Raw genomic sequence first — 19,770 nt, 5'->3', positions numbered from 1 at the left:
CCGAAATCCGTCATCCGTTCACCCGCGCAGTCCGAAATGCGGCATCAAATTTATGAGAAATCAAGACAAAAAGCCATTGATTGTAAGCACGAAAGGTTTACCTATTTCTGCATGTATTTCTATATATCTACTTACGTTCACTTTATATGAAAATATTGTTTTTATCACCGAAAAATGGGTGAAAAGTTTCATGCGGCACACCGAAAAAAAATCCGACGAATCCAGAGGGTATTTTGCGGCATCCCGCAATTTATTTTCAAAAATATTATTTACGTAAAATTAAAAATCTTTAAACTATAATGAAAATCTGTCGAATATCCAGTTATGGCAGAATGAAAAAAATTTACGTACGTAAGCTGACCCGGAAAAAACAGCGCAAGAACCGAAACAGACGGCCCGAATGTTCGCAATATGATTTCATTAAACCGCAAAAAAAGCACTCTATTTTACATAGAGCACTTCAAAAAGATTCCTTTATTGCAGTTTTATCAATGTTGATTAATTCCATATAATCTTTTCCCCACTTATACATGGCGTCCAGAATCGGCATAAGGCTTTCTCCTTGCGCCGTTAAAGAATACTCCACTTTCGGAGGGACGACAGGGTAAACTTCCCTGTGAACGATCAGATCCTGCTCCAGCTCCCTGAGCTGATTCACAAGAATTTTGTGCGTAATATCCGGAATTAAAGCTTTCAGCTCATTAAACCGCTTCGTCCCTTCTTTTCCCAAGTGCCACATAATCAGCATTTTCCACTTCCCGCCTATCACGGCAAGCGTCAATTCCTTTTCGCAATTAAACGTTTTCTCATCCATTCGGCTCACGGACAATTCTCCTTCCTCTTACTTTTTGTACGGTCATCATCTATTCATACACGCTTACTTTTTCACACAACTTTCGTCAGTTTATACTACCACGCAGTTTTGCTGAAACAAAGCGCATTGCCTGCGGGTACAGTATCCTCAAAGTAACTATTAGACTTCAAAGTGCGTACTTCTCAACATGCGGGGCACTCTATAGAATGGAAATACATGAAAAAGAGGAGTGGATATAAAGTGGAATTACAGCTGGCATTAGACTTAGTAAATATCCCGGAAGCAATTGAACTTGTGAAAGAGGTCGAACAATATATAGATGTTGTAGAAATCGGCACTCCCGTTGTCATTAATGAAGGACTGAAAGCCGTGCAGGAAATGAAAACAGCCTTTCCTCACTTGAAAGTGCTTGCCGATCTTAAAATCATGGATGCAGGCGGTTACGAGATTATGAAAGCGGCAGAAGCGGGAGCCGACATCATCACCGTTTTAGGGGCGACAGACGACTCAACGATCAAAGGGGCGGTTGCCGAAGCAAAAAAACAGCAGAAAAAAATCCTCGTCGACATGATTAACGTAAAAAACCTTGAAACACGGGCAAAAGAAATTGACCAACTCGGTGTTGATTATATTTGTGTTCACACAGGTTATGATCTTCAAGCAGAAGGAAAAAATTCATTCGAGGAACTGACGGCGATTAAAAAAGCGGTCAAGAGCGCTAAAACCGCAATTGCCGGAGGCATCAAACTTGATACGCTTCCTGAAGCCATCAAACAAAACCCAGATTTAATCATTGTCGGCGGAGGCATTACGGGAGCTGACAATAAAGCGGATGCTGCTGCTAAAATGAAACAGCTGATCACACAAGGATCATGAAAACGACTGAATACTTACATGAAATACTAAATGAAATATCCCGCACCGCAGCATTAATATCCGACAGTGAAACTGACAAGCTTGCGGATCAGATTTTATCGGCAGATCAAATCTTCACGTCCGGAGCGGGACGTTCCGGCTTTATGGCTAAAGCGTTCGCCATGAGGATGATGCACATCGGCCTGAACGCTTACATCGTCGGTGAGACGCTTACCCCTCCCCTCCAAGAAGGCGGTCTCGTCATCATCGGCTCAGGCTCAGGCGAAACAAAAAGTCTGCTTCATACGGCTGAAAAAGCCAAAAACCTTAACGGCATCATCACTGCATTAACGATTAACCCCGCTTCAAGTCTCGGCAAACTTGCGGATCTTACAATAACGATTCCCGGCTCTCCTAAGGAAGAGACCGGCGGAGACAGAAAGACGATTCAGCCGATGGGTTCTTTATTCGAACAAACTCTTCTGCTGTTCTACGATGCGGTTATTCTAAAAATCATGGAGAAAAAAGAATTGAATTCAGCAGACATGTTTACAAAGCATGCGAATCTGGAATGATTTGCTGACGGCCTTCTTATCAGATGGCCGTCTTTTTATCGTCCTGTTTCGCACGACACTCGCAGACGAAGATACCTCGCCGGTGAGCTTATCGCTATAATAAGTCAATTGACGATACGGCCGCAACCGTTCATTTCTGAATAGGGAAACGGCAAAAAACACTTTCTGATCGAATTTTTAATGAATAAAGTTGATTTGTGCGGATGGTTTTACAGATATTCAGCTGAATTGCGGCTGAGAAATATATTTTAACAGCTTTACAGCCGGCCGATTCTGCTTTATTCTTGGACCAGCTTAACAGCAATTTATAACTGGAGGTGATTGATACTCTTGAAAACATTAAAAGCACTGCTGCTTGTTCTTATCATCATTGCCGGAGCAGTCGCGGCCCTGATCAAGGGTGATCTTTTCTCAGATAACGAGCAGACCGTTCAGAAGAGTGATTACGACAAGGTAATCCTATTTCCGTCCGATCGATATCCGGAAACAGCAAAGCATATTAAGGACGCGATAAAAGAAGGGCATTCCAGCATATGCACCATTGACAGAGACGGAGTACATAAGCGGCGTGAGCAATCTCTTAAACATGTGCCTGTCAAAACGGGATACGATAGGGATGAATGGCCGATGGCGGTTTGTAAACAGGGCGGAAACAACGCCTCCGTAGAATATATTTCTCCGGCAGACAACCGCGGAGCCGGCTCTTGGGTCGGACACCAGCTTACCAATGATCCCGACGGAACGAGAGTATTATTTAAAATCAAGTAAAAAACAGGAGGAACAGCGCATTGATTAAATCATGGAAACCGCAAGAACTGGCCATTTCTTATCATCAATTTACAATCTTCCAAAAAGATTCAGAACCGCCTGTTATCGATTGGACCGATGAAGCTATTGAAAAAGGATATGCGGAAGCTGACGGAGCTGTTTCATTTGAAGCAAGGAGAAATACGAGGGCATTTATCGTCCTCAGGCTTAACACAAGTGAACCGGTACCATCCTATGAGAAAAAAGCGACTGTTCCCTTTGAGGCTGTAAAAGATGGAATTGAGATTGAAAGCGTGATGTCAAAGCGGCTTTTCTTTCATATTCCGAAAGGCCGATACAGCCTTACCTGTTATTCAGTGCCTGCCGAAATATCCGATCTTCATGCGGATACGTATATTATTGATGCAGCCGCAATGTAAAAGAAATCCCTGAGAGAATCATATTTCTCTCAGGGAACTTTTATAAACTTTTACCGTTTGTTTCAATTACATTCTGATACCAATAAAAACTTTTTTTCCTGATCCGTTTCAAATCTTTTTCATCTTCTTCATCTCGATTGATATAGACAAAACCGTAGCGTTTTTGATAGCCGTTCAGCCAGCTTAACAGATCCGTGAATGACCAGCTGCAGTAGCCGATGAGATGAACTCCATCACTAATGGCCTCTTTGCACTGTTCAAGATGGGAGCGTAAATAGTCAATTCTGTAGTCATCCTGAATTGAGCCGTCTTCTTCTATTTTATCGAATTCCCCCAGCCCGTTTTCTGTTATAAAAACCGGCAGCTCATAGCGGCTCGTTATACGCCGGAGGCCGATGCGCAGACCTATCGGGTCAATCGTCCAATCCCAATTACTCGTCACGAGATTAGGATTCTTTTTCGTTTTAAACAGCCCCGGTATACCGGTATCCTGGTTTGTCCCTTTCTGACCAGTCGTGTTCATTTTCCCCTCCGATACACCGTCAAGAGGATTTCTTTCGTACGTAATCGTCTGATAATAATTAACACCGATAAAATCCGGCTTGCCTTTCGCAAGCAATTCCATATCCCCGGCTTCAATGGCGGGCGCCCAGCCCCTTTCCTTTAAATAATTGAAAGGAATTTGCGGATAAGTCCCCCGGCAATACATATCAAGCCACCAATGGTTCATAAATTCCTCTGCGTTTTCAAATGCAGTTATGTCTTCAGGGTGACTTGTAAGCGGATAAGCCGGTGAATAAGCGAAGCTCGGGCCGATCAAACCGTCAGGAACATATTGTCTGAAGGAGTCAATCGCTTTGGCATTAGCTAAAAATGCGATATGATTCGCTGCATAAAATCGTTTTCTGTCCTTTACGCCGGGCGGATGTGCAGCTGTAATAAACCCGTTATGAAAATTATAATTCTGCTCATTTAACGTGACCCAGTATTTCACCTTGCCGGCAAATCTTTTGTATAACGCAATGCAGTAATCATTGAAATCATCAATAATTTTTCTTGATTCAAAGCCGCCGTATTCATCCATCAGCGCCTGAGGCAAGTCCCAATGATAAAGAGTCAGCACCGGCTCAATATCGTTAGAAATCAATTCATCGATCAGGTCTTCGTAAAATGCGACCCCTGATTCGTTAATTTCCCCTCTGCCATTCGGAAAAATTCTCGGCCAGCTGACAGAAAATCGGTAAGCTTTCAAACCCATTTCTGCCATCAAGGCGATATCTTCTTTATAGCGCTCATAATGGCCGACTGCTGTATCGCCATTTGAGCCTTTAAACGTTTTACCCGGTATTTTCGTGAATAAGTCCCATACTGAAGGTCCTTTACCGTCTTTATTCCAGGCTCCTTCAACCTGATAGGCAGCCGAGGCTGACCCCCATAGAAATGTATCAGGGAACAGGCCCTGTTTTTTATGTATCATGTGTTTCATCCTCCTGATGCGTATGATATTGATATCATACGTTATGAAACGCGTTTCAGAGCAATCCCGATAAAAACAAAAAAGCATCCGGCTTGCCGGATGCTTAAGAATGATGATGCCGCTTTTCCAATTTATGAGGCGGAGGCTTCGGGACAAACCCATTTTGTTTCATCATGTTAAAGCGCCTGTCCATATGCTGTTTAATATGTTCTGCTTTTTCTTTCGGCAGGACCCCGTACTCAACATATTTGGATATGACATGTTTTCGTTTTTCGAGCACTTCTTTTTCAAGTGATTCAATTTCTTTTTTCTGCTGTTCCGTGAGTGACATTGTTGAAGGCATTTTTGTTCCGGCGGCGTGTGCCGGCATTGTGAAAACCATTGCTGTAATGAAAAACGCAGCTAAAGACAATGCAGCTTTTTTCATGACTCTTTCCTCCTTTAACGTTTGTTATATGTTGCTCCCCCATCCATTTTTTATGCAAAAAAAGAGCGAAATTATTCGCTCTTTTCAATCGATTCGTCCGGCAGCGCGTATGTGACATACGTTCCCGCTACAAAATCGTGGATTGACCGTTTGTCTTCTCTCATTCCGACCATGAATGCGCTCACGATCACACCGATTCCAAACGTCACGCCATATATCAGGCCGCCCACAAGCACTCTCAAAATCATAGTGAGAAAGCCTACCTGAGTTCCGTCTTTTTTGACGATGCGGATACCGCAGATCTTTTTGCCGATAACATAACCGTTCCAGTATACAGGGAGCAAAATACCATAAAGAGTCAAAATAATGCTGATCATTGCGCTCTCATTCGGATCTTTTCCTGTTGCCAGCATAAAAATAATCGCCAAAGGCACTGAAGTAATTAAATAGTCGAGTACCACGGCTCCCAATCTGATCCAAAATCCCGCCGGTCTGTAAATATTCATCGTGTTTCTCCTCGCTATGGCTTCAAAATCACTTTAATGTTGCCATCTTCTTTTTTGTCAAATATATCATATGCAGCAGGAGCTTCCGCAAGACTCATTTTGTGTGTAATGATATCCGTCGGATCAATTTCATTTTGTTCGATCATTTGATACAGCATCGGCATCAGATGAATAACGGGTGCCTGGCCCATTTTTAAAGAAACGTTGCGTGTGAAAAAATCGCCGAGCGGAAAGCCGTCCGCTTCAGAAATGTATGCGCCCGTGAGCTGCACGGTTCCGAACTTCTTAACGGCTTCTGATGCTGTAAGAATCGGACTGATCGTTCCGAACTGATTCGGTTTTTGCTCTGCTTTTTCTTTTAAAAGCGGCGTGCCGTCCATTCCGACACAATCAATCACTACATCCGCGCCCCCTGACGTTTGTTCATGCAGCAGTTTCCCGATCTCATCATGTTCTGAAAAATTGAAGGTCTCTGCTCCGTTTATGCGTCTCGCATGTTCAAGCCGGTGCGGGACTTGATCAACTGCAATAACCCGTTTAGCTCCTTTTTTCCACGCGAATTTTTGCGCCATTAAGCCGATCGGACCTGATCCCAGAATCACGACTGTATCTCCTTTTTTCACTCCGCTGTGCTGGACGCTCCAAAAGGCGGTCGGCATGACATCTGACAGAAGCAGCACCTGCTCATCTTCAAGCTCACTGTCTGCCGGAACCAGAAAAGAAGAGAAATCAGCATAAGGAACACGTAAATATTCAGCCTGCCCGCCGGGATAATTACCGTTAAACTCCGAAAAACCGAATAAGCCGCCGGCATCTGTATGAGGATTTGGATTAGATTCATCACACTGGCTTTCCATCTGGTGCTTGCAATAATGACATTCTCCGCAGCCTATATTAAAAGGAATCACGACCCGGTCGCCTTTTTTCAGCTTTTTGACTTGACTGCCCGTTTCTTCAACGATTCCCATCGGCTCATGCCCGACGATATAACCCGGATCGGCGGGTATTCCGTTTTTATATAAATGAAGGTCTGAACCGCATATCCCGGTTGCGGTGATTCGAACGATGACATCTCTCTCATCTTGAATGGCGGGTGCCGGGACTTCTTTCACTTCCATATGTTCTTTTCCTTGGTATGTCAGTGCTTTCACACTTGGTCAGCTCCTTTTTCATCACTCCTTCCCTTTTCACCTGCTTCTAAACTTGGCCGGTATGTTATTCGGCCCGCTGAATATCCCATTGAAAAGGATCTTCAAGCTGCGACCAATCGGAATCGAACTCAGACGGCGTGAGCAGGCACTGATCCAATTCCTTTGTAATGGCTGCTTCATCTAAATCTGTTCCGATAAACACCAGGTTCGTATGACGGTCTCCGAATTGGTCGTCCCAATCTTCCAGAATCTCCGGTTCCTGCTGTTTGATCTGCTCCTGCTCAAGTTTCGGCATTGCCGCCACCCAATAAGAAACAGGCTCAATCGAAACCGCCGGACCCGCCTGAGACATCAGCAGCGCAAGGCTGTTGCGGGTTGCGCACCAAGCAATTCCTTTTGCACGCACAATGTTGTCAGGCATTGATTGATGCAGCCAGCTGTCAAAACGAGCGGTATGAAACGGCCGACGCCGCGAGTACACAAACGAAGTGATGCCGTACTCTTCCGTTTCCGGCGTGTGCGCTTCATGACCTGCCGTCAGTTCCTTTATCCATCCTGCTGATGAACTCGCTTCCTCAAACTCAAATAAACCGGTATTCAATATGTATTCGGCGGGCACTTCTCCGCGGACGGACCGGATCAGTCTGGCACGGGGCTGTAACACGCGAAGGACCGTTTCCAGCTGTTCAAGCTCTTTTTCGCCCACCATGTCGCATTTATTTAAAATGAGCACATCACAAAACTCGATTTGGTCAATTAATAAATCGGCAACCACCCGTTCATCCTCTTCGCCCGCCGCTTCCTTCCGGTCAAGAAGGCTGTCACCGGACTGGAAATCATGCCAGAAGCGGTTTGCATCCACCACGGTCACCATTGTGTCCAGCCTGCAGAATGTTGTCAGATCAATGCCCATTTCTTCATCTATATAAGAAAATGTCTGGGCAACGGGAATCGGTTCGCTGATCCCTGTTGATTCAATCACAATATAATCAAATCTGCCGTCTTTCGCGAGTTTCTCAACTTCGACTAATAGATCCTCACGCAGCGTGCAGCAGATACAGCCGTTGGATAATTCTACGAGTTTCTCATCCGTCCTTGACAAGCCGCCTCCCTGCTTCACCAATCCCGCGTCTATATTTACTTCGCTCATGTCATTGACGATGACGGCAATTTTTAAACCGTTGCGGTTTTGTAAAATATGATTCAAAACGGTCGTCTTTCCGGCACCAAGATAGCCGCTCAATACTGTAACCGGAATTTTTTTCATATAAATAGCCTCCTGACAAAATAGAATGATTACGATTTACATTCCGCACCTGCCCCTTTTTCATCATGATGTACATTGTTATAAATCGTAACTGTTACTATTTATTCTGATATATTCTCCGTTGAAAATCAAGTGAAAATAATCAATCATAAAAAAGACACGCTGTCATACGTGTCTTCCGCCCAAACTTAAACATCCGCAGGACTGTTTTCAGTGCCATAGCTTTTTCTCCAAAAATAGCCTGCGGCCAGAACAAGCACAAATGCGAGCAATGCGATACATGAAAAAGAGATAAAACCGATCGCATAAGTTCCCGTCATCTGCTTCAATGATCCTAAAATATTGGGAAGGAAAAAACCTCCTATGCCGCCGGCCGCTCCGACAATCCCCGTCACCATTCCGATTTCTTTTGCAAAGTGCTGAGGGACAAGCTGAAATACCGCTCCGTTGCCCATACCGAGCGCCATCATTCCGATAAACAACAGAACGATCACCGTTGAAAGCGGAGGCAGGCTGCTGACTCCCGCCATACACAGAGCCGCGATGACAAACAGTACAGCGAGAACTTTCGCACCTCCCGCACGGTCTGAAATCCAGCCTCCTGCAGGGCGAAAAAAACTGCCCGCTGCAACACATATTGTGACGAAATCACCGGCATGGATTTTTGACAATTGATATTGATCAACGAAAAAAATCGCCAAAAAACTTGATAATCCCACAAAACCTCCGAAAGTGACGCCGTACAAAAGACAGAAACACCATGTCTCCTTCTGCCTGAAAACGTGAAGGTAGTTTTTAAGCGGCTGCGGTGCGGGCTGTGCAGGAGAGTCCTTCGCCATGACGATAAACAGTATAAAAACGATCATCAACGGAAGAAGCGCAATTCCCATTACACTGTGCCACCCAAACTGTTCCGCAAGGCGGGGACCGAACAATGTCGCAAACAAAGTGCCGCTGTTGCCGGCACCTGCTATCCCCATCGCAAGCCCCTGCAAGTGAGGCGGATACCACCGGCTCGCCATCGGAAGCGCGACAGCAAAACTTGCGCCCGCCACGCCCAGCAGAATGCCGATCGCATACAGCTCAGTCAAAGAACGGCCGCCGAATGCCCCCCAAAGCAGCGGGATCATCGTGATCAGCATCCCGATCACGGCTGTTTTCTTCGGCCCGATCCTGTCCGTTAACACGCCTAAAATGATCCGAAACACAGATCCTGATAAGATCGGCAGAGCCACGACAAATCCTTTTTCAAAAGAAGATAACCCGAAATCCTGAGAAATATAAACGCCGAGCGCCCCCAGCATGACCCAAATCATAAAACTCACATCAAAATATAAGAAGGAACAGAGCAGAGTGAGCGGATGGCCGCTTGTTTTTAATTCCGACAGCTTCATAACATTCTCCTTTCCGGTCTTCTATCATTTCAAATTGCTGAATCAAGAATATATGACCGGCATTCACCGGAAAAGACATGTGTAAGATAATGCGACACATTTAATGCGTTAATCAGGCAATGTGCCATAATTTCTCATAGAGAAGCAAAACTTACAGGCAGCTGCAAAGGAGGTTTGGCGAATGAAGAAACAACGATTAATTGCAGCAGGGAACGGAATGGCCGGAATCCGCTGTATTGAACACATTTTAAAGATGAACCGTGACATGTTTGAGATTGTTATTTTCGGAACCGAACCTCATCCCAATTACAATCGCATTCTCTTATCCTCCGTTTTACAAGGTGAGGTTTCGCTTGATGACATTACGCTGAATAGCCGCGAATGGTACGAAAAAAACGGAATTACGCTTTACACGGGAGAAACGGTTGTACACATTGATACAGAACGGCAGGTTGTCACAACGGATCGGAAGCGCAGCATGACTTACGATCATTTCATCGCGGCAACTGGCTCCTCTCCTTATATTCTCCCCATACCCGGAGCAGAGAAAGAAGGTGTGTACGGCTTTCGGACAATAGAAGACTGCCAATCCCTTATCAATGCGGCCGGCCGGTATCAAAAGGCGGCGGTCATCGGCGCCGGTTTATTAGGTCTTGAAGCGGCCGTCGGCTTACGGCAGCTCGGCATGGACGTCAGCGTCATTCACCACTCTTCCGCCATTATGCAAAAACAGCTTGATCAAACGGCATCCCATCTGCTGCAGAAAGAACTGGAGCGAAAAGGCTTAGTCTTTCTTTTAGAGAAAGACACGGCATCCATTACAGGAAACTCACGGGCGGAAGGCATCCGTTTCAAAGACGGTTCTTCCATAGAAGCAGACCTGATTGTCATGGCCGCCGGTGTGAGGCCCAATATCCGATTGGCTGCATCTGCCGGACTTTCAGTGAACCGAGGAATCATCGTCAATCAATTCATGCAGACGAACAAACCGAATGTGTATGCCGTCGGTGAATGCGCGGAGCATGACGGGATTGTATACGGATTGGCTGCACCGCTTTATGAACAGGGAAAAGTGCTCGCACAGCATCTATGCGGCGTTCCGTGTGAAGGGTTTCAAGGCTTTGCACAATCTGCGGCCTTAAAAATAGCCGGTATTGATGTATGGTCGGCAGGAAAGGTGCACGAGGATGAACACACAGCCGGCATATTGTTCCATGACGATCATGCAGGCATCTACAAAAAAGCGCTCTTTGAGGACGATAAACCGGCCGGCTTTATTTTATTCGGGGACACGCGCGGTAAACAGCGGCTTCTCGACAGTCTTGTGAAGCAAAGAGACATTTCCATCGTGAAAAAACAGCTCATAGAACCGGATCAAGGCGGCATATCCTTTGAATCCATGCCTCCCCATGAAACCATTTGCCAATGCAGCTCAGTGACCAAGGGCTCCATTGAAGAAGCGGTGAACAAATATGGCTTAAAAACCGCGGAGGAAGTGAAGCACATGACAAAAGCGTCCGGGTCTTGCGGGGGATGCAGGCCGCTCGTCGAAGACTTGCTGACGTATATGGCGAGCGATGATTACACAAAACCTTCCCGCCAGCCTTCGTTTTGCGGCTGCACCGATTTGACGGAAGAAGAAGTCATCGCCGAACTTCGGCGCCGTCCATTCACTGATGCCGCCGAGGTGATGGAAGTGATCGGCTGGAAAACAGAAAACGGCTGCCGCATTTGTATTCCGGCGCTTCACTACTACCTGGAAAGGATGCGGCCTGATTTTATGCAGTTCAATGAAATATCGGCAGAAGAGACATGCACCCTGATTCCGCAAATGTACGGCGGACTGACAAGTGCGGGAGAGCTCAAAAACATCGCAAACGTCATTGAAACATACGGCATCCCCGGCGTTTCAATTACTGACAGTCACCGGCTGAAGCTTTCCGGAATCAGGCCAAATGACCTTGCAAGCATCAGAAAAGCACTGAACATGCCGGTTTTCTCCCCCCGGCACCGCTGGACGATTCAAATCAAAGCATGTACGTGCGGACAGCATCGCTCCTTTCAAGAGCTGGCAAGCAGGATTGAACGAGATACCGACACACTTGCCGTCCCCGCTTATGTATCCGTCAGCTTGTCATGTGAAAACAATTGCAGCGATGCTTACATTCAGGATATCGGCGTGCTTCAGACACAAACTTGCTGGGAAATTTATATCGGGGGCGTCCGCGGAAAACAAGCCCGCGCCGGCAGCCTTTTTTGTGTGACGAATAACGAAGACAGTACCGCCGCTATGGTGAAAGGCCTTATTCAATATTATCGCGAAACGGCTCACTACAACGAAGCGATTTATCAATGGGTTGACAGACTCGGCCTCGTCCATATCAGAGAAATGCTGTTTGAAGAAGATATGCGGACACAGCTTCTGAAAAATCTCCGTTCAGACATATCCCTGCTGCAAAAACTGTCTGCCGGGAAAACGCCATACGAAAGGATGAAGCTTTTTGACTGAACCGATGCTCCGTTATTTCCGTGACAAACTGCAAAATGTCCAATCGGAAAAAACATATGAGACGCAATGCCCGTTCTGCAGCATGCAATGCAAGATGCAGCTTACGGAACAAACCTTCGCGGCACGGAAGAAATACACTGCAATCGGCATTGATAATCCGACGACACATGGCCGTTTATGTACAAAAGGCATGAATGCCCATCAGCATGCCGTGCACTCTTCCCGCATTACACGCCCCCTGCTTAAAAAAAACGGTGAATTTGTGCCTGTCTCTTGGGCTGAAGCACTGAAACGCATAAAGGAACAAATCAATCTGATCCAAACCGAACACGGCAATGATGCGATGGCCGTCTATGGGAGCGCCTCAATTACAAATGAAGAAGCCTATCTGCTTGGAAAGTTCGCACGGGTCGGCTTACAGACGAAATACATCGATTACAACGGGCGGCTCTGTATGTCTGCCGCAGCAACGGCGGCCGGCCAGACATTCGGCGCGGACAGGGGCCTGACGAATCCATTATCGGACATTCCGCATACACGTGTCATCATCCTGGCAGGCACCAATATCGCGGAATGCCAGCCGACAATCATGCCGTATTTTGATAAAGCGAAAGAAAACGGGGCTTACATTATCGCCATTGATCCCCGGGAAACGGCGACGACCAAAATAGCCGATCTTCACCTGAAAATCAAGCCCGGCACAGACGCCGCTCTGGCAAACGGACTCGTCAAAATCTGCATTGACGAACAGCTTACAGACAAAGACTTTATCCGCACACGCACAAACGGATTCGATAAGCTCAAACGGCATACCGACGCTTTGGATCTGGAAGAGATCTCCGAGCAGACAAGTGTTCCTTTGGAGCATATGCGAAAGGCCGCCGTGAAGTTTGCCAAGGAAACATCCGGCATGCTATTTACAGCGCGGGGGATCGAACAGCAGACTGACGGTACCGCGGCGGTGAAAGCTTTCTTAAATACGGTGCTGATCACCGGAAAAATCGGCAAGCCCTTCTCAGGTTACGGGGCGATTACCGGTCAAGGCAACGGACAAGGCGCGAGAGAACACGGCCAAAAAGCGGATCAGCTTCCGGGCTACCGTTCTATCGAAATTGAAGAACACCGGGGGCATATTGCGAAGGTGTGGGGGATTCATCAGGATGAGCTGCCGCGAAAAGGCGTCTCAGCCTATGAAATGATAGAAAAAATAGATAGCGGCGACATCAAAGGACTGTTTCTCATGTGTTCCAATCCGGCTGTTTCCGGCCCAAATGCGAATTTCGTCAAGCAGGCAATCAAGAAACTGAGATTCTTTGTCGCAGTTGACTTATTTATTTCTGAGACCGCGGCATTCGCGGATGTGATTTTACCCGCGTCCTCTTATTTGGAAGACGAAGGCACGATGACAAATGCAGAAGGCCGCGTGACATTAAGAGAAGCGAGCCGGCCATGTCCCGGAGAAGCGAAACATGATTGGCAGATTATCTGTGACATTGCCTCGGCTCTTGGTAAAGGGCATTATTTTCCCTATACGTCGGCGGAGGAAATCTTTAACGAACTGAGAGAAGCGAGCCGCGGCGGAATTGCTGATTACTCTGGCATCACCTATGACAGGCTCAGGCGGGAAGGCGGCATTCATTGGCCGTGTCCGGAATCTGATCATCCCGGAACTGCGCGCTTGTTTACAGAATCATTTGCTCATCCGGATCAAAAAGCGGCATTAAGCGTGATTCTAAATGAACCGGCCGTCCCGAAAGAGAAACCGAGCGCCGATTATCCGCTTTATTTAACGACAGGCAGAGTCATGTCTCACTACTTAACAGGCGTCCAAACAAGAAAAAGCGCCGCCCTTGCCGCGAGACATTTTGAATCGTTTATGGAAATCCATCCGCAAACAGCAGCGACCTACAATATCGAGGACCGTGTGCTGGTAAAAATAGAATCCCCCCGGGGCAGCATCACGGTGCGGAGCAGATGGTCGGAGAACGTACGAAAAGACACGTTGTTTGTCCCCATCCATTGGTCTGACACGCAAAACGTCAACGATTTAATTGGTGAAGCCTTGGACCCGGACTGTAAAATGCCCGGTTTTAAGATGTGCGCGGTACGAATCAGCCCTATATAATTTTTCATAAAATTTTTAGATTTTTTAGTATTTTTTGTTACATTTCATAACATGCATCTTAAATATTTGTTTTTGCTGTGCTACGCTAAAAAAAAACAAAGATAAGGAGCGGATCATCTGATGGGAAAAAAACAGCTAGTCCTTGTTGGAAATGGAATGGCCGGGGTAAGAGCGATTGAAGAAATACTGCGTGTTTCAAAAGACGAATTTGAGATTACAATATTCGGGGCCGAACCTCATCCCAACTATAACCGAATCCTTCTGTCAAAAGTGCTGCAAGGCGATACCGACATTCAAGACATCACGTTAAACGATTGGAACTGGTACAAAGAAAACAACATTCAGCTGTATACCGGTGAAACAGTCATCAAAGTCGACACGGAAAACAAAACCCTCATCACCGATGCAGACAGAATCCAGCCTTACGATGAACTCATCCTGGCGACAGGCTCTGTCCCTTTTATCCTTCCGATTCCGGGCGCAGACAAACAAGGCGTCACGGCATTCCGGGACATAAAAGATACAGACACGATGCTCGCCGCGTCAAAACAATATAAAAAAGCAGCCGTCATCGGCGGAGGACTGCTGGGTTTGGAAGCCGCACGCGGACTGCTGAATCTCGGAATGGACGTGTCTGTCATCCACCTCGCCCCATTCCTGATGGAGCGCCAGCTTGACGCAGCGGCGGGACGCCTGCTGCAAAACGAATTAGAAAAACAAGGCATGACCTTTTTCCTTGAAAAGCAAACCGAAGAAATTCTCGGTACTGACCGTGTCGAAGGCGTACGCTTCAAAGACGGCACAAGCATCGAAGCTGACCTGGTCGTCATGGCGGTCGGCATCCGCCCGAATACACAGCTTGGCACAGAAAGCGGCATTCCGGTAAACCGCGGAATCATTGTCAATGATTATATGCAGACTGACATCCCGCACATTTACGCGGTCGGTGAATGTGCCGAGCACCGCGGAATCGCATACGGTCTTGTGGCGCCGCTCTATGAACAGGCAAAAGTGCTCGCAAAGCATATTTGCGGCATTGAAACAAAACCGTATGAAGGCTCCGTTCTCTCCACTCAATTAAAGGTATCAGGCGTCGAAGTCTTCTCTGCGGGTGACTTTAACGAATCAGAGGACAAAAAAGCGATTAAAGTGTTCGATGAGCAGGACGGCATTTATAAAAAAATCGTCCTGAGGGGCAATCAAATTGTCGGCGCTGTTTTGTTCGGAGACAGCAGCGAGGGCAGCCGCCTGTTTTCAATGATTCAAAAAGAAGCCGATATCTCTGAAACCTCCAAAATATCAATCTTACAGCCTCTTGATCAGGAAGCAGGCGCAAGCATGACCGCGGCGATGAGCGACGATGAAATCATCTGCGGATGCAACGGCGTTTCAAAAGGCGCGATTATTCAAGCCATTCAGGAAAAAGGCTGCACATCTACGGACGAAATCAAAGCATGCACCGGGGCATCCCGTTCCTGCGGAGGCTGTAAACCGCTCGTGGAAGACATTCTTCAATATACACTGGGCTCAGAATTTGACGCGTCCGCGCAAAAAGAAGCGATTTGCGGCTGCACCTCACTGTCGAGAGATGAAGTCGTAGAAGAAATCAAAGCCAAAGGGCTGTCCCATACAAGAGAAATCATGAACGTGCTCGGCTGGAAAACGCCGGAGGGCTGCTCCAAATGCCGTCCTGCCCTCAACTACTACTTAGGCATGATTAATCCGGCTACATACGAGGATGACAGAACATCCCGTTTTGTGAACGAACGGATGCACGCCAATATTCAAAAAGACGGAACATACTCAGTCGTGCCCCGGATGTACGGCGGCGTGACCAACTCTCAGGATCTCCGCAAGATCGCCGATGTCGTCGACAAATATGAGATCCCGCTCGTTAAAATGACCGGCGGCCAGCGGATTGATCTCATCGGCGTCAAAAAAGAAGACCTGCCGAAAGTATGGGCCGAGCTTGATATGCCGTCAGGCTACGCGTACGGAAAAACACTCCGCACGGTAAAAACGTGCGTAGGCGAACAATTCTGCCGCTTCGGCACGCAAGACTCCATGGCACTGGGCATTGCGCTTGAGAAAAAATTCGAAGGGCTCAATACGCCTCATAAGGTTAAAATGGCCGTGTCCGCCTGCCCTCGGAACTGTGCGGAATCAGGCATTAAGGACCTTGGCGTTGTCGGCATCGACGGAGGCTGGGAGCTTTATGTCGGCGGAAACGGCGGAACCCATTTGCGCGCCGGTGATTTGCTGATGAAAGTAAAAACGAATGAAGAAGTCTTAGAATATGCGGGGGCTTACCTTCAGTACTACAGAGAAACGGCAAACTATCTGGAGCGGACATCCGCATGGCTTGAGCGCGTCGGTTTATCTCATGTCCAATCCGTATTAAACGATCCGGAAAAACGGCAGGAGCTCAACGACAGAATGAATGAGACACTCTCTGTCCACAAAGATCCGTGGCAATACTTCCTTAAAGATAAAAAAGCATCTAAAGATCTATTCGAAAATGTCGTCACGACTTCATAAAACAGTAAGGGGGAACGGACATGGTTAATAAAGATATGACAAAGGTTTGCATAGGCAAAGTAAACGAATTACCGGAGGAGTTAGGAAAAACCGTATATATAGAAGATAAAGAGCTTGCCGTATTTAAGCTTTCTGACGGGAGCGTCCGCGCCGTCGAAAACCGCTGTCCCCATAAAGGGGGCGTCCTGGCTGAAGGCATCGTCAGCGGAGAATACGTCTTCTGCCCGATGCATGACTGGAAAATCTCCTTAGAAGACGGAAAAGTCCAAGAGCCGGATCATGGCTGTGTCAAAACATACGAAACACTGATTGAAGGAGAGAATGTATACCTCCTGTATTGAGCAAAGACCGGATCACTTTTTCAAGTGGTCCTTCATTTTTTAAATTGCTGAAGGGATGACGCCATCATGAAAAACGGAATCGTATATTTTGTCGGTGCCGGACCAGGAGACCCGGGGCTGATCACCGTAAAAGGAAAACAGGCTCTGGAGAAAGCGGATATTATTTTGTATGACCGGCTCGCAAACCCAAAGTTTCTTGAATATGCCTCACCGGACTGCCGGTTCATTTATTGCGGAAAGCTGCCCGACCGTCATTTTATGAAACAGTCTGAGATAAATGCCCTGCTGATTGAAAAAGCGGCGGAGGGCTGCACCGTCGTCCGCTTGAAAGGCGGAGACCCAAGTGTGTTCGGCAGAGTCGGCGAAGAAGCAGAGGCGCTTCATCGGCACGGCATCCGCTACGAAATGGTGCCCGGCATCACCTCGGGTATCGCAGCGCCGCTGTATGCGGGAGTCCCTGTCACCCATCGTGATTTCGCTTCGTCCTTCGCGATGATCACCGCTCATGATACATCATTGCAAGGCAGGCCGAATCTCGACTGGGAAGGGCTTGCCCGAAGCGTTCAAACGCTTGTGTTTTACATGGGCGTTAAAAATCTGTCATTTATATGCCGGCAGCTTACGGAGTACGGAAAATCCCCTTCCGTTCCCGTACTCGTCATTCAATGGGGGACGTGGGGGCGGCAGCGGAGCGTTAAAGGGACGCTTCAGGATATCCATGAAAAAGTTCAAAGCCAAAACATCACCAACCCTGCCATTATCGTCATCGGTGATATTGTCAATTTTCAAACACACAGCTGGTTTGAAAGCAAACCGTTCATCGGGCGGCATATCATGGTTGTCACTCATGGCGATGAAGAACATACATTGACAGACAAGCTGCGCGAGTATGGCGCCGATGTTATTGAATGGCCGAAGCGGATCGTTAAAAAAATGCCCGCAAACGAAAACATCCTGAAACAGATCAGCACCTTTGAACAACTATTTTTCACATCACGCCTTGCGGTATGCGAATTCTTTGACACACTGGCTTTCAAGCAGATCGACATCCGCCGGGTGACCGCAAGCCTGAATGCAGCGACTGAAGCCGCAAAGACGGAACTGACAAAACGGGGCTTTCTCCTATCCGAATGTCAAATTGATTCTCCGCATTCACTCATTGTAGGAAGCCGTCAAGCAGCAGAAAACTTGTCAGACTCAAAATCATGCCCGCTTTATATCACCCATGAACATATCGCGGATGAGCGGTTCACTTCCATGATCGAACGCACGATCAGTGAGTCTCCTCTGCAAATGATTATCTGTACGGGCAAAGAATCCGCTCAGCATTTGATCAGCGCCGGAAAACAAATCGGCATATCACCGGATCCGTCAGCAAACCGCCCTCCCGTCATCTGCATGGGCGAAGACGTCCCCGCCGGCTGCGGGTTTACCGCCGTGAAAAACCAGGAGCAGTTATTTGCGTTTATACGAAATGAAATGAAAGACATGCTCGTTCACAGCTGATACGCCGGAATGCTTTTCTGACCCCCCAGACTCAACATCGGGGGTCAGCCTTTTTTATTGTGTCACCAATTTTTTATGGTGAGTCGAATACATCGCCATCTGATCCGCCTGCGGGTCCAAATAGGCTTTGGCGCTGTTCACGGCGGTCGGCCCCTCCGTGAAACCGCCTGCAATCAATCTGAGCTTGCTTTCATAATGGGCGGCGTCACCGGCGACAAACACGCCCGGAAGATTCGTCCGCATATGTCTGTCAGCTTTAATCCTGCCTTCTTCTATCTCAAGCCCCCAGTCCTTCATCGGACCGAGATCAATTTTAAACCCGTGGTTGATAATGAGCTCATCAAGCTTGATGACTTCAGAAAGTCCGGACTCAGTTTGGCAAATGGTGACGCTCTCGATCCGTTCCCCTGTGCCGTTGAGATGCTTCAGACGATACGGCGCAAGCACCCGCACGGAAGACCGCTTCATTTTCGCCACACTGCTTTCCAAACCGCCGAACTCCTCCCTGCGGTGCAAGACGGTAACAGACGCCGCAATCGGTTCCAGCTCATTCGCCCAGTCAACCGCGGTATCTCCTCCTCCTGAAATCACGACATGCTTCCCCTGAAACGCATCAAGCTTCTCCACCTTATAATGAAGGTTCTTTCCTGAATACCGGCTCGCATCCGCGCTGTCAAGTTCATTGACCTCAAGCGTTCCCATGCCGACGGCCAAAATCACCGTGCGTGTATAGTGCTTTTCCCCTTTGGAACTTTCCAGCACAATGGTTCCGTCATCCAGCCGTTCAAATCCGGTCACCCGCTGATTCAACACGATATCCGGCTCAAATGTCGCAGCCTGTTCCTTCAGCTGCTTAATCAGCTGTTCTCCGGCAATCCCGGGTATTCCGCCGATATCACGGATGATTTTTTCGGGGAAAAACATAGACACTTTCCCTCCGAGCCGCGGCAGAAACTCGATCACTTTCGTTTTCAGCTCGCGCATCCCGCAATAAAAAGCCGCAAACAGGCCGATCGGGCCTCCGCCTATACGTGACGTCGTACACCTCATGATTTTCCGCCATCGTTCTGCCTCCCGTTTATATCTATACTTCATATA

16 protein-coding genes and 1 pseudogene are annotated in these 19,770 nt (G+C 47.5%); 9 read left to right on the top strand and 8 right to left on the bottom strand.

What is annotated here, in order from left to right:
• Window positions 1-460: 460 nt before the first annotated feature.
• The gene (gene hxlR, locus J6600_RS01770; RefSeq protein ID WP_007409352.1) at window positions 461-823 is read right to left on the bottom strand and encodes a transcriptional activator HxlR; all 363 of its coding nucleotides are present in this window, start codon (window positions 821-823) and stop codon (window positions 461-463) included.
• Window positions 824-1,054: 231 nt separating this feature from the next.
• Between hxlR and hxlA the strand changes: the two genes are divergently transcribed.
• The 4 genes from hxlA (at window position 1,055) to comJ (ending at window position 3,431) form a co-directional block, all read left to right on the top strand.
• Window positions 1,055-1,690: a 3-hexulose-6-phosphate synthase gene (gene hxlA / locus J6600_RS01765; RefSeq protein WP_014416875.1), complete on the top strand. Its 636-nt coding sequence runs from the start codon at window positions 1,055-1,057 to the stop codon at window positions 1,688-1,690.
• Entirely contained in the window at window positions 1,687-2,244 is a 558-nt protein-coding gene (gene hxlB / locus J6600_RS01760; protein WP_209387867.1) for a 6-phospho-3-hexuloisomerase, read from the top strand. Before hxlA ends, hxlB begins: the two co-directional genes overlap by 4 nt.
• A gap of 330 nt (window positions 2,245-2,574) precedes the next feature.
• Window positions 2,575-3,012, top strand: a complete 438-nt coding sequence (locus J6600_RS01755; RefSeq protein WP_003156588.1) for a NucA/NucB deoxyribonuclease domain-containing protein — start codon at window positions 2,575-2,577, stop codon at window positions 3,010-3,012.
• Between the two features lie 20 nt (window positions 3,013-3,032).
• A complete protein-coding gene (gene comJ, locus J6600_RS01750; protein WP_007609299.1) occupies window positions 3,033-3,431 on the top strand; it encodes a competence protein ComJ in 399 nt (132 codons plus the stop codon).
• Between the two features lie 40 nt (window positions 3,432-3,471).
• Here the strand turns inward: comJ and J6600_RS01745 are convergent, their stop codons facing one another.
• The 6 genes from J6600_RS01745 to J6600_RS01720 all read right to left on the bottom strand — a co-directional run bounded on the left by J6600_RS01745 (window position 3,472) and on the right by J6600_RS01720 (window position 9,653).
• Window positions 3,472-4,908: a glycoside hydrolase family 1 protein gene (locus tag J6600_RS01745; protein ID WP_209387866.1), complete on the bottom strand. Its 1,437-nt coding sequence runs from the start codon at window positions 4,906-4,908 to the stop codon at window positions 3,472-3,474.
• Between the two features lie 103 nt (window positions 4,909-5,011).
• Window positions 5,012-5,290 (bottom strand): YckD family protein, encoded by a 279-nt coding sequence (locus tag J6600_RS01740; RefSeq protein ID WP_263612330.1) that lies wholly within the window; start codon window positions 5,288-5,290, stop codon window positions 5,012-5,014.
• A gap of 116 nt (window positions 5,291-5,406) precedes the next feature.
• Window positions 5,407-5,841 carry an RDD family protein gene (locus tag J6600_RS01735; protein ID WP_021494203.1) on the bottom strand — a complete coding sequence of 145 codons (435 nt, stop codon included), beginning with the start codon at window positions 5,839-5,841 and terminating at the stop codon, window positions 5,407-5,409.
• 14 nt (window positions 5,842-5,855) lie between these two features.
• A complete protein-coding gene (locus J6600_RS01730; RefSeq protein ID WP_209387865.1) occupies window positions 5,856-6,992 on the bottom strand; it encodes a zinc-dependent alcohol dehydrogenase in 1,137 nt (378 codons plus the stop codon).
• 64 nt (window positions 6,993-7,056) lie between these two features.
• Window positions 7,057-8,259 carry a GTP-binding protein gene (locus tag J6600_RS01725; protein ID WP_209387864.1) on the bottom strand — a complete coding sequence of 401 codons (1,203 nt, stop codon included), beginning with the start codon at window positions 8,257-8,259 and terminating at the stop codon, window positions 7,057-7,059.
• A gap of 188 nt (window positions 8,260-8,447) precedes the next feature.
• Entirely contained in the window at window positions 8,448-9,653 is a 1,206-nt protein-coding gene (locus J6600_RS01720; protein ID WP_014416869.1) for an MFS transporter, read from the bottom strand.
• Window positions 9,654-9,834: 181 nt separating this feature from the next.
• Between J6600_RS01720 and nirB the strand changes: the two genes are divergently transcribed.
• From nirB to cobA, 5 genes are all read left to right on the top strand, one after another.
• Complete coding sequence (nirB, locus tag J6600_RS01715) at window positions 9,835-12,162, top strand: nitrite reductase large subunit NirB (protein WP_209387863.1); 2,328 nt, start codon at window positions 9,835-9,837, stop codon at window positions 12,160-12,162.
• The gene (gene nasC / locus J6600_RS01710; protein WP_209387862.1) at window positions 12,155-14,287 is read left to right on the top strand and encodes an assimilatory nitrate reductase catalytic subunit NasC; all 2,133 of its coding nucleotides are present in this window, start codon (window positions 12,155-12,157) and stop codon (window positions 14,285-14,287) included. The genes nirB and nasC overlap by 8 nt, the downstream gene beginning before the upstream one ends.
• A 120-nt stretch (window positions 14,288-14,407) precedes the next feature.
• On the top strand, window positions 14,408-16,825 hold the full coding sequence (gene nasD, locus J6600_RS01705) for an NADPH-nitrite reductase (RefSeq protein ID WP_209387861.1): 2,418 nt from the start codon (window positions 14,408-14,410) through the stop codon (window positions 16,823-16,825).
• Between the two features lie 20 nt (window positions 16,826-16,845).
• Entirely contained in the window at window positions 16,846-17,166 is a 321-nt protein-coding gene (gene nirD / locus J6600_RS01700; RefSeq protein ID WP_007409365.1) for a nitrite reductase small subunit NirD, read from the top strand.
• Between the two features lie 66 nt (window positions 17,167-17,232).
• A complete protein-coding gene (gene cobA / locus J6600_RS01695) occupies window positions 17,233-18,672 on the top strand; it encodes a uroporphyrinogen-III C-methyltransferase (protein WP_022552562.1) in 1,440 nt (479 codons plus the stop codon).
• Between the two features lie 54 nt (window positions 18,673-18,726).
• On the opposite strand, the pseudogene J6600_RS01690 reads toward cobA, so the two are convergent.
• A pseudogene (locus J6600_RS01690) lies at window positions 18,727-19,735 on the bottom strand (NAD(P)/FAD-dependent oxidoreductase).
• Between the last annotated feature and the right edge of the window lie 35 nt (window positions 19,736-19,770).

The organism is Bacillus sp. LJBV19, from assembly GCF_017797845.1.
Classification (GTDB): Bacteria; Bacillota; Bacilli; order Bacillales; family Bacillaceae; genus Bacillus; species Bacillus velezensis.
Note: the sequence above shows the minus strand (reverse complement) of the source record. Positions and strands in the feature narration are given on the sequence as shown.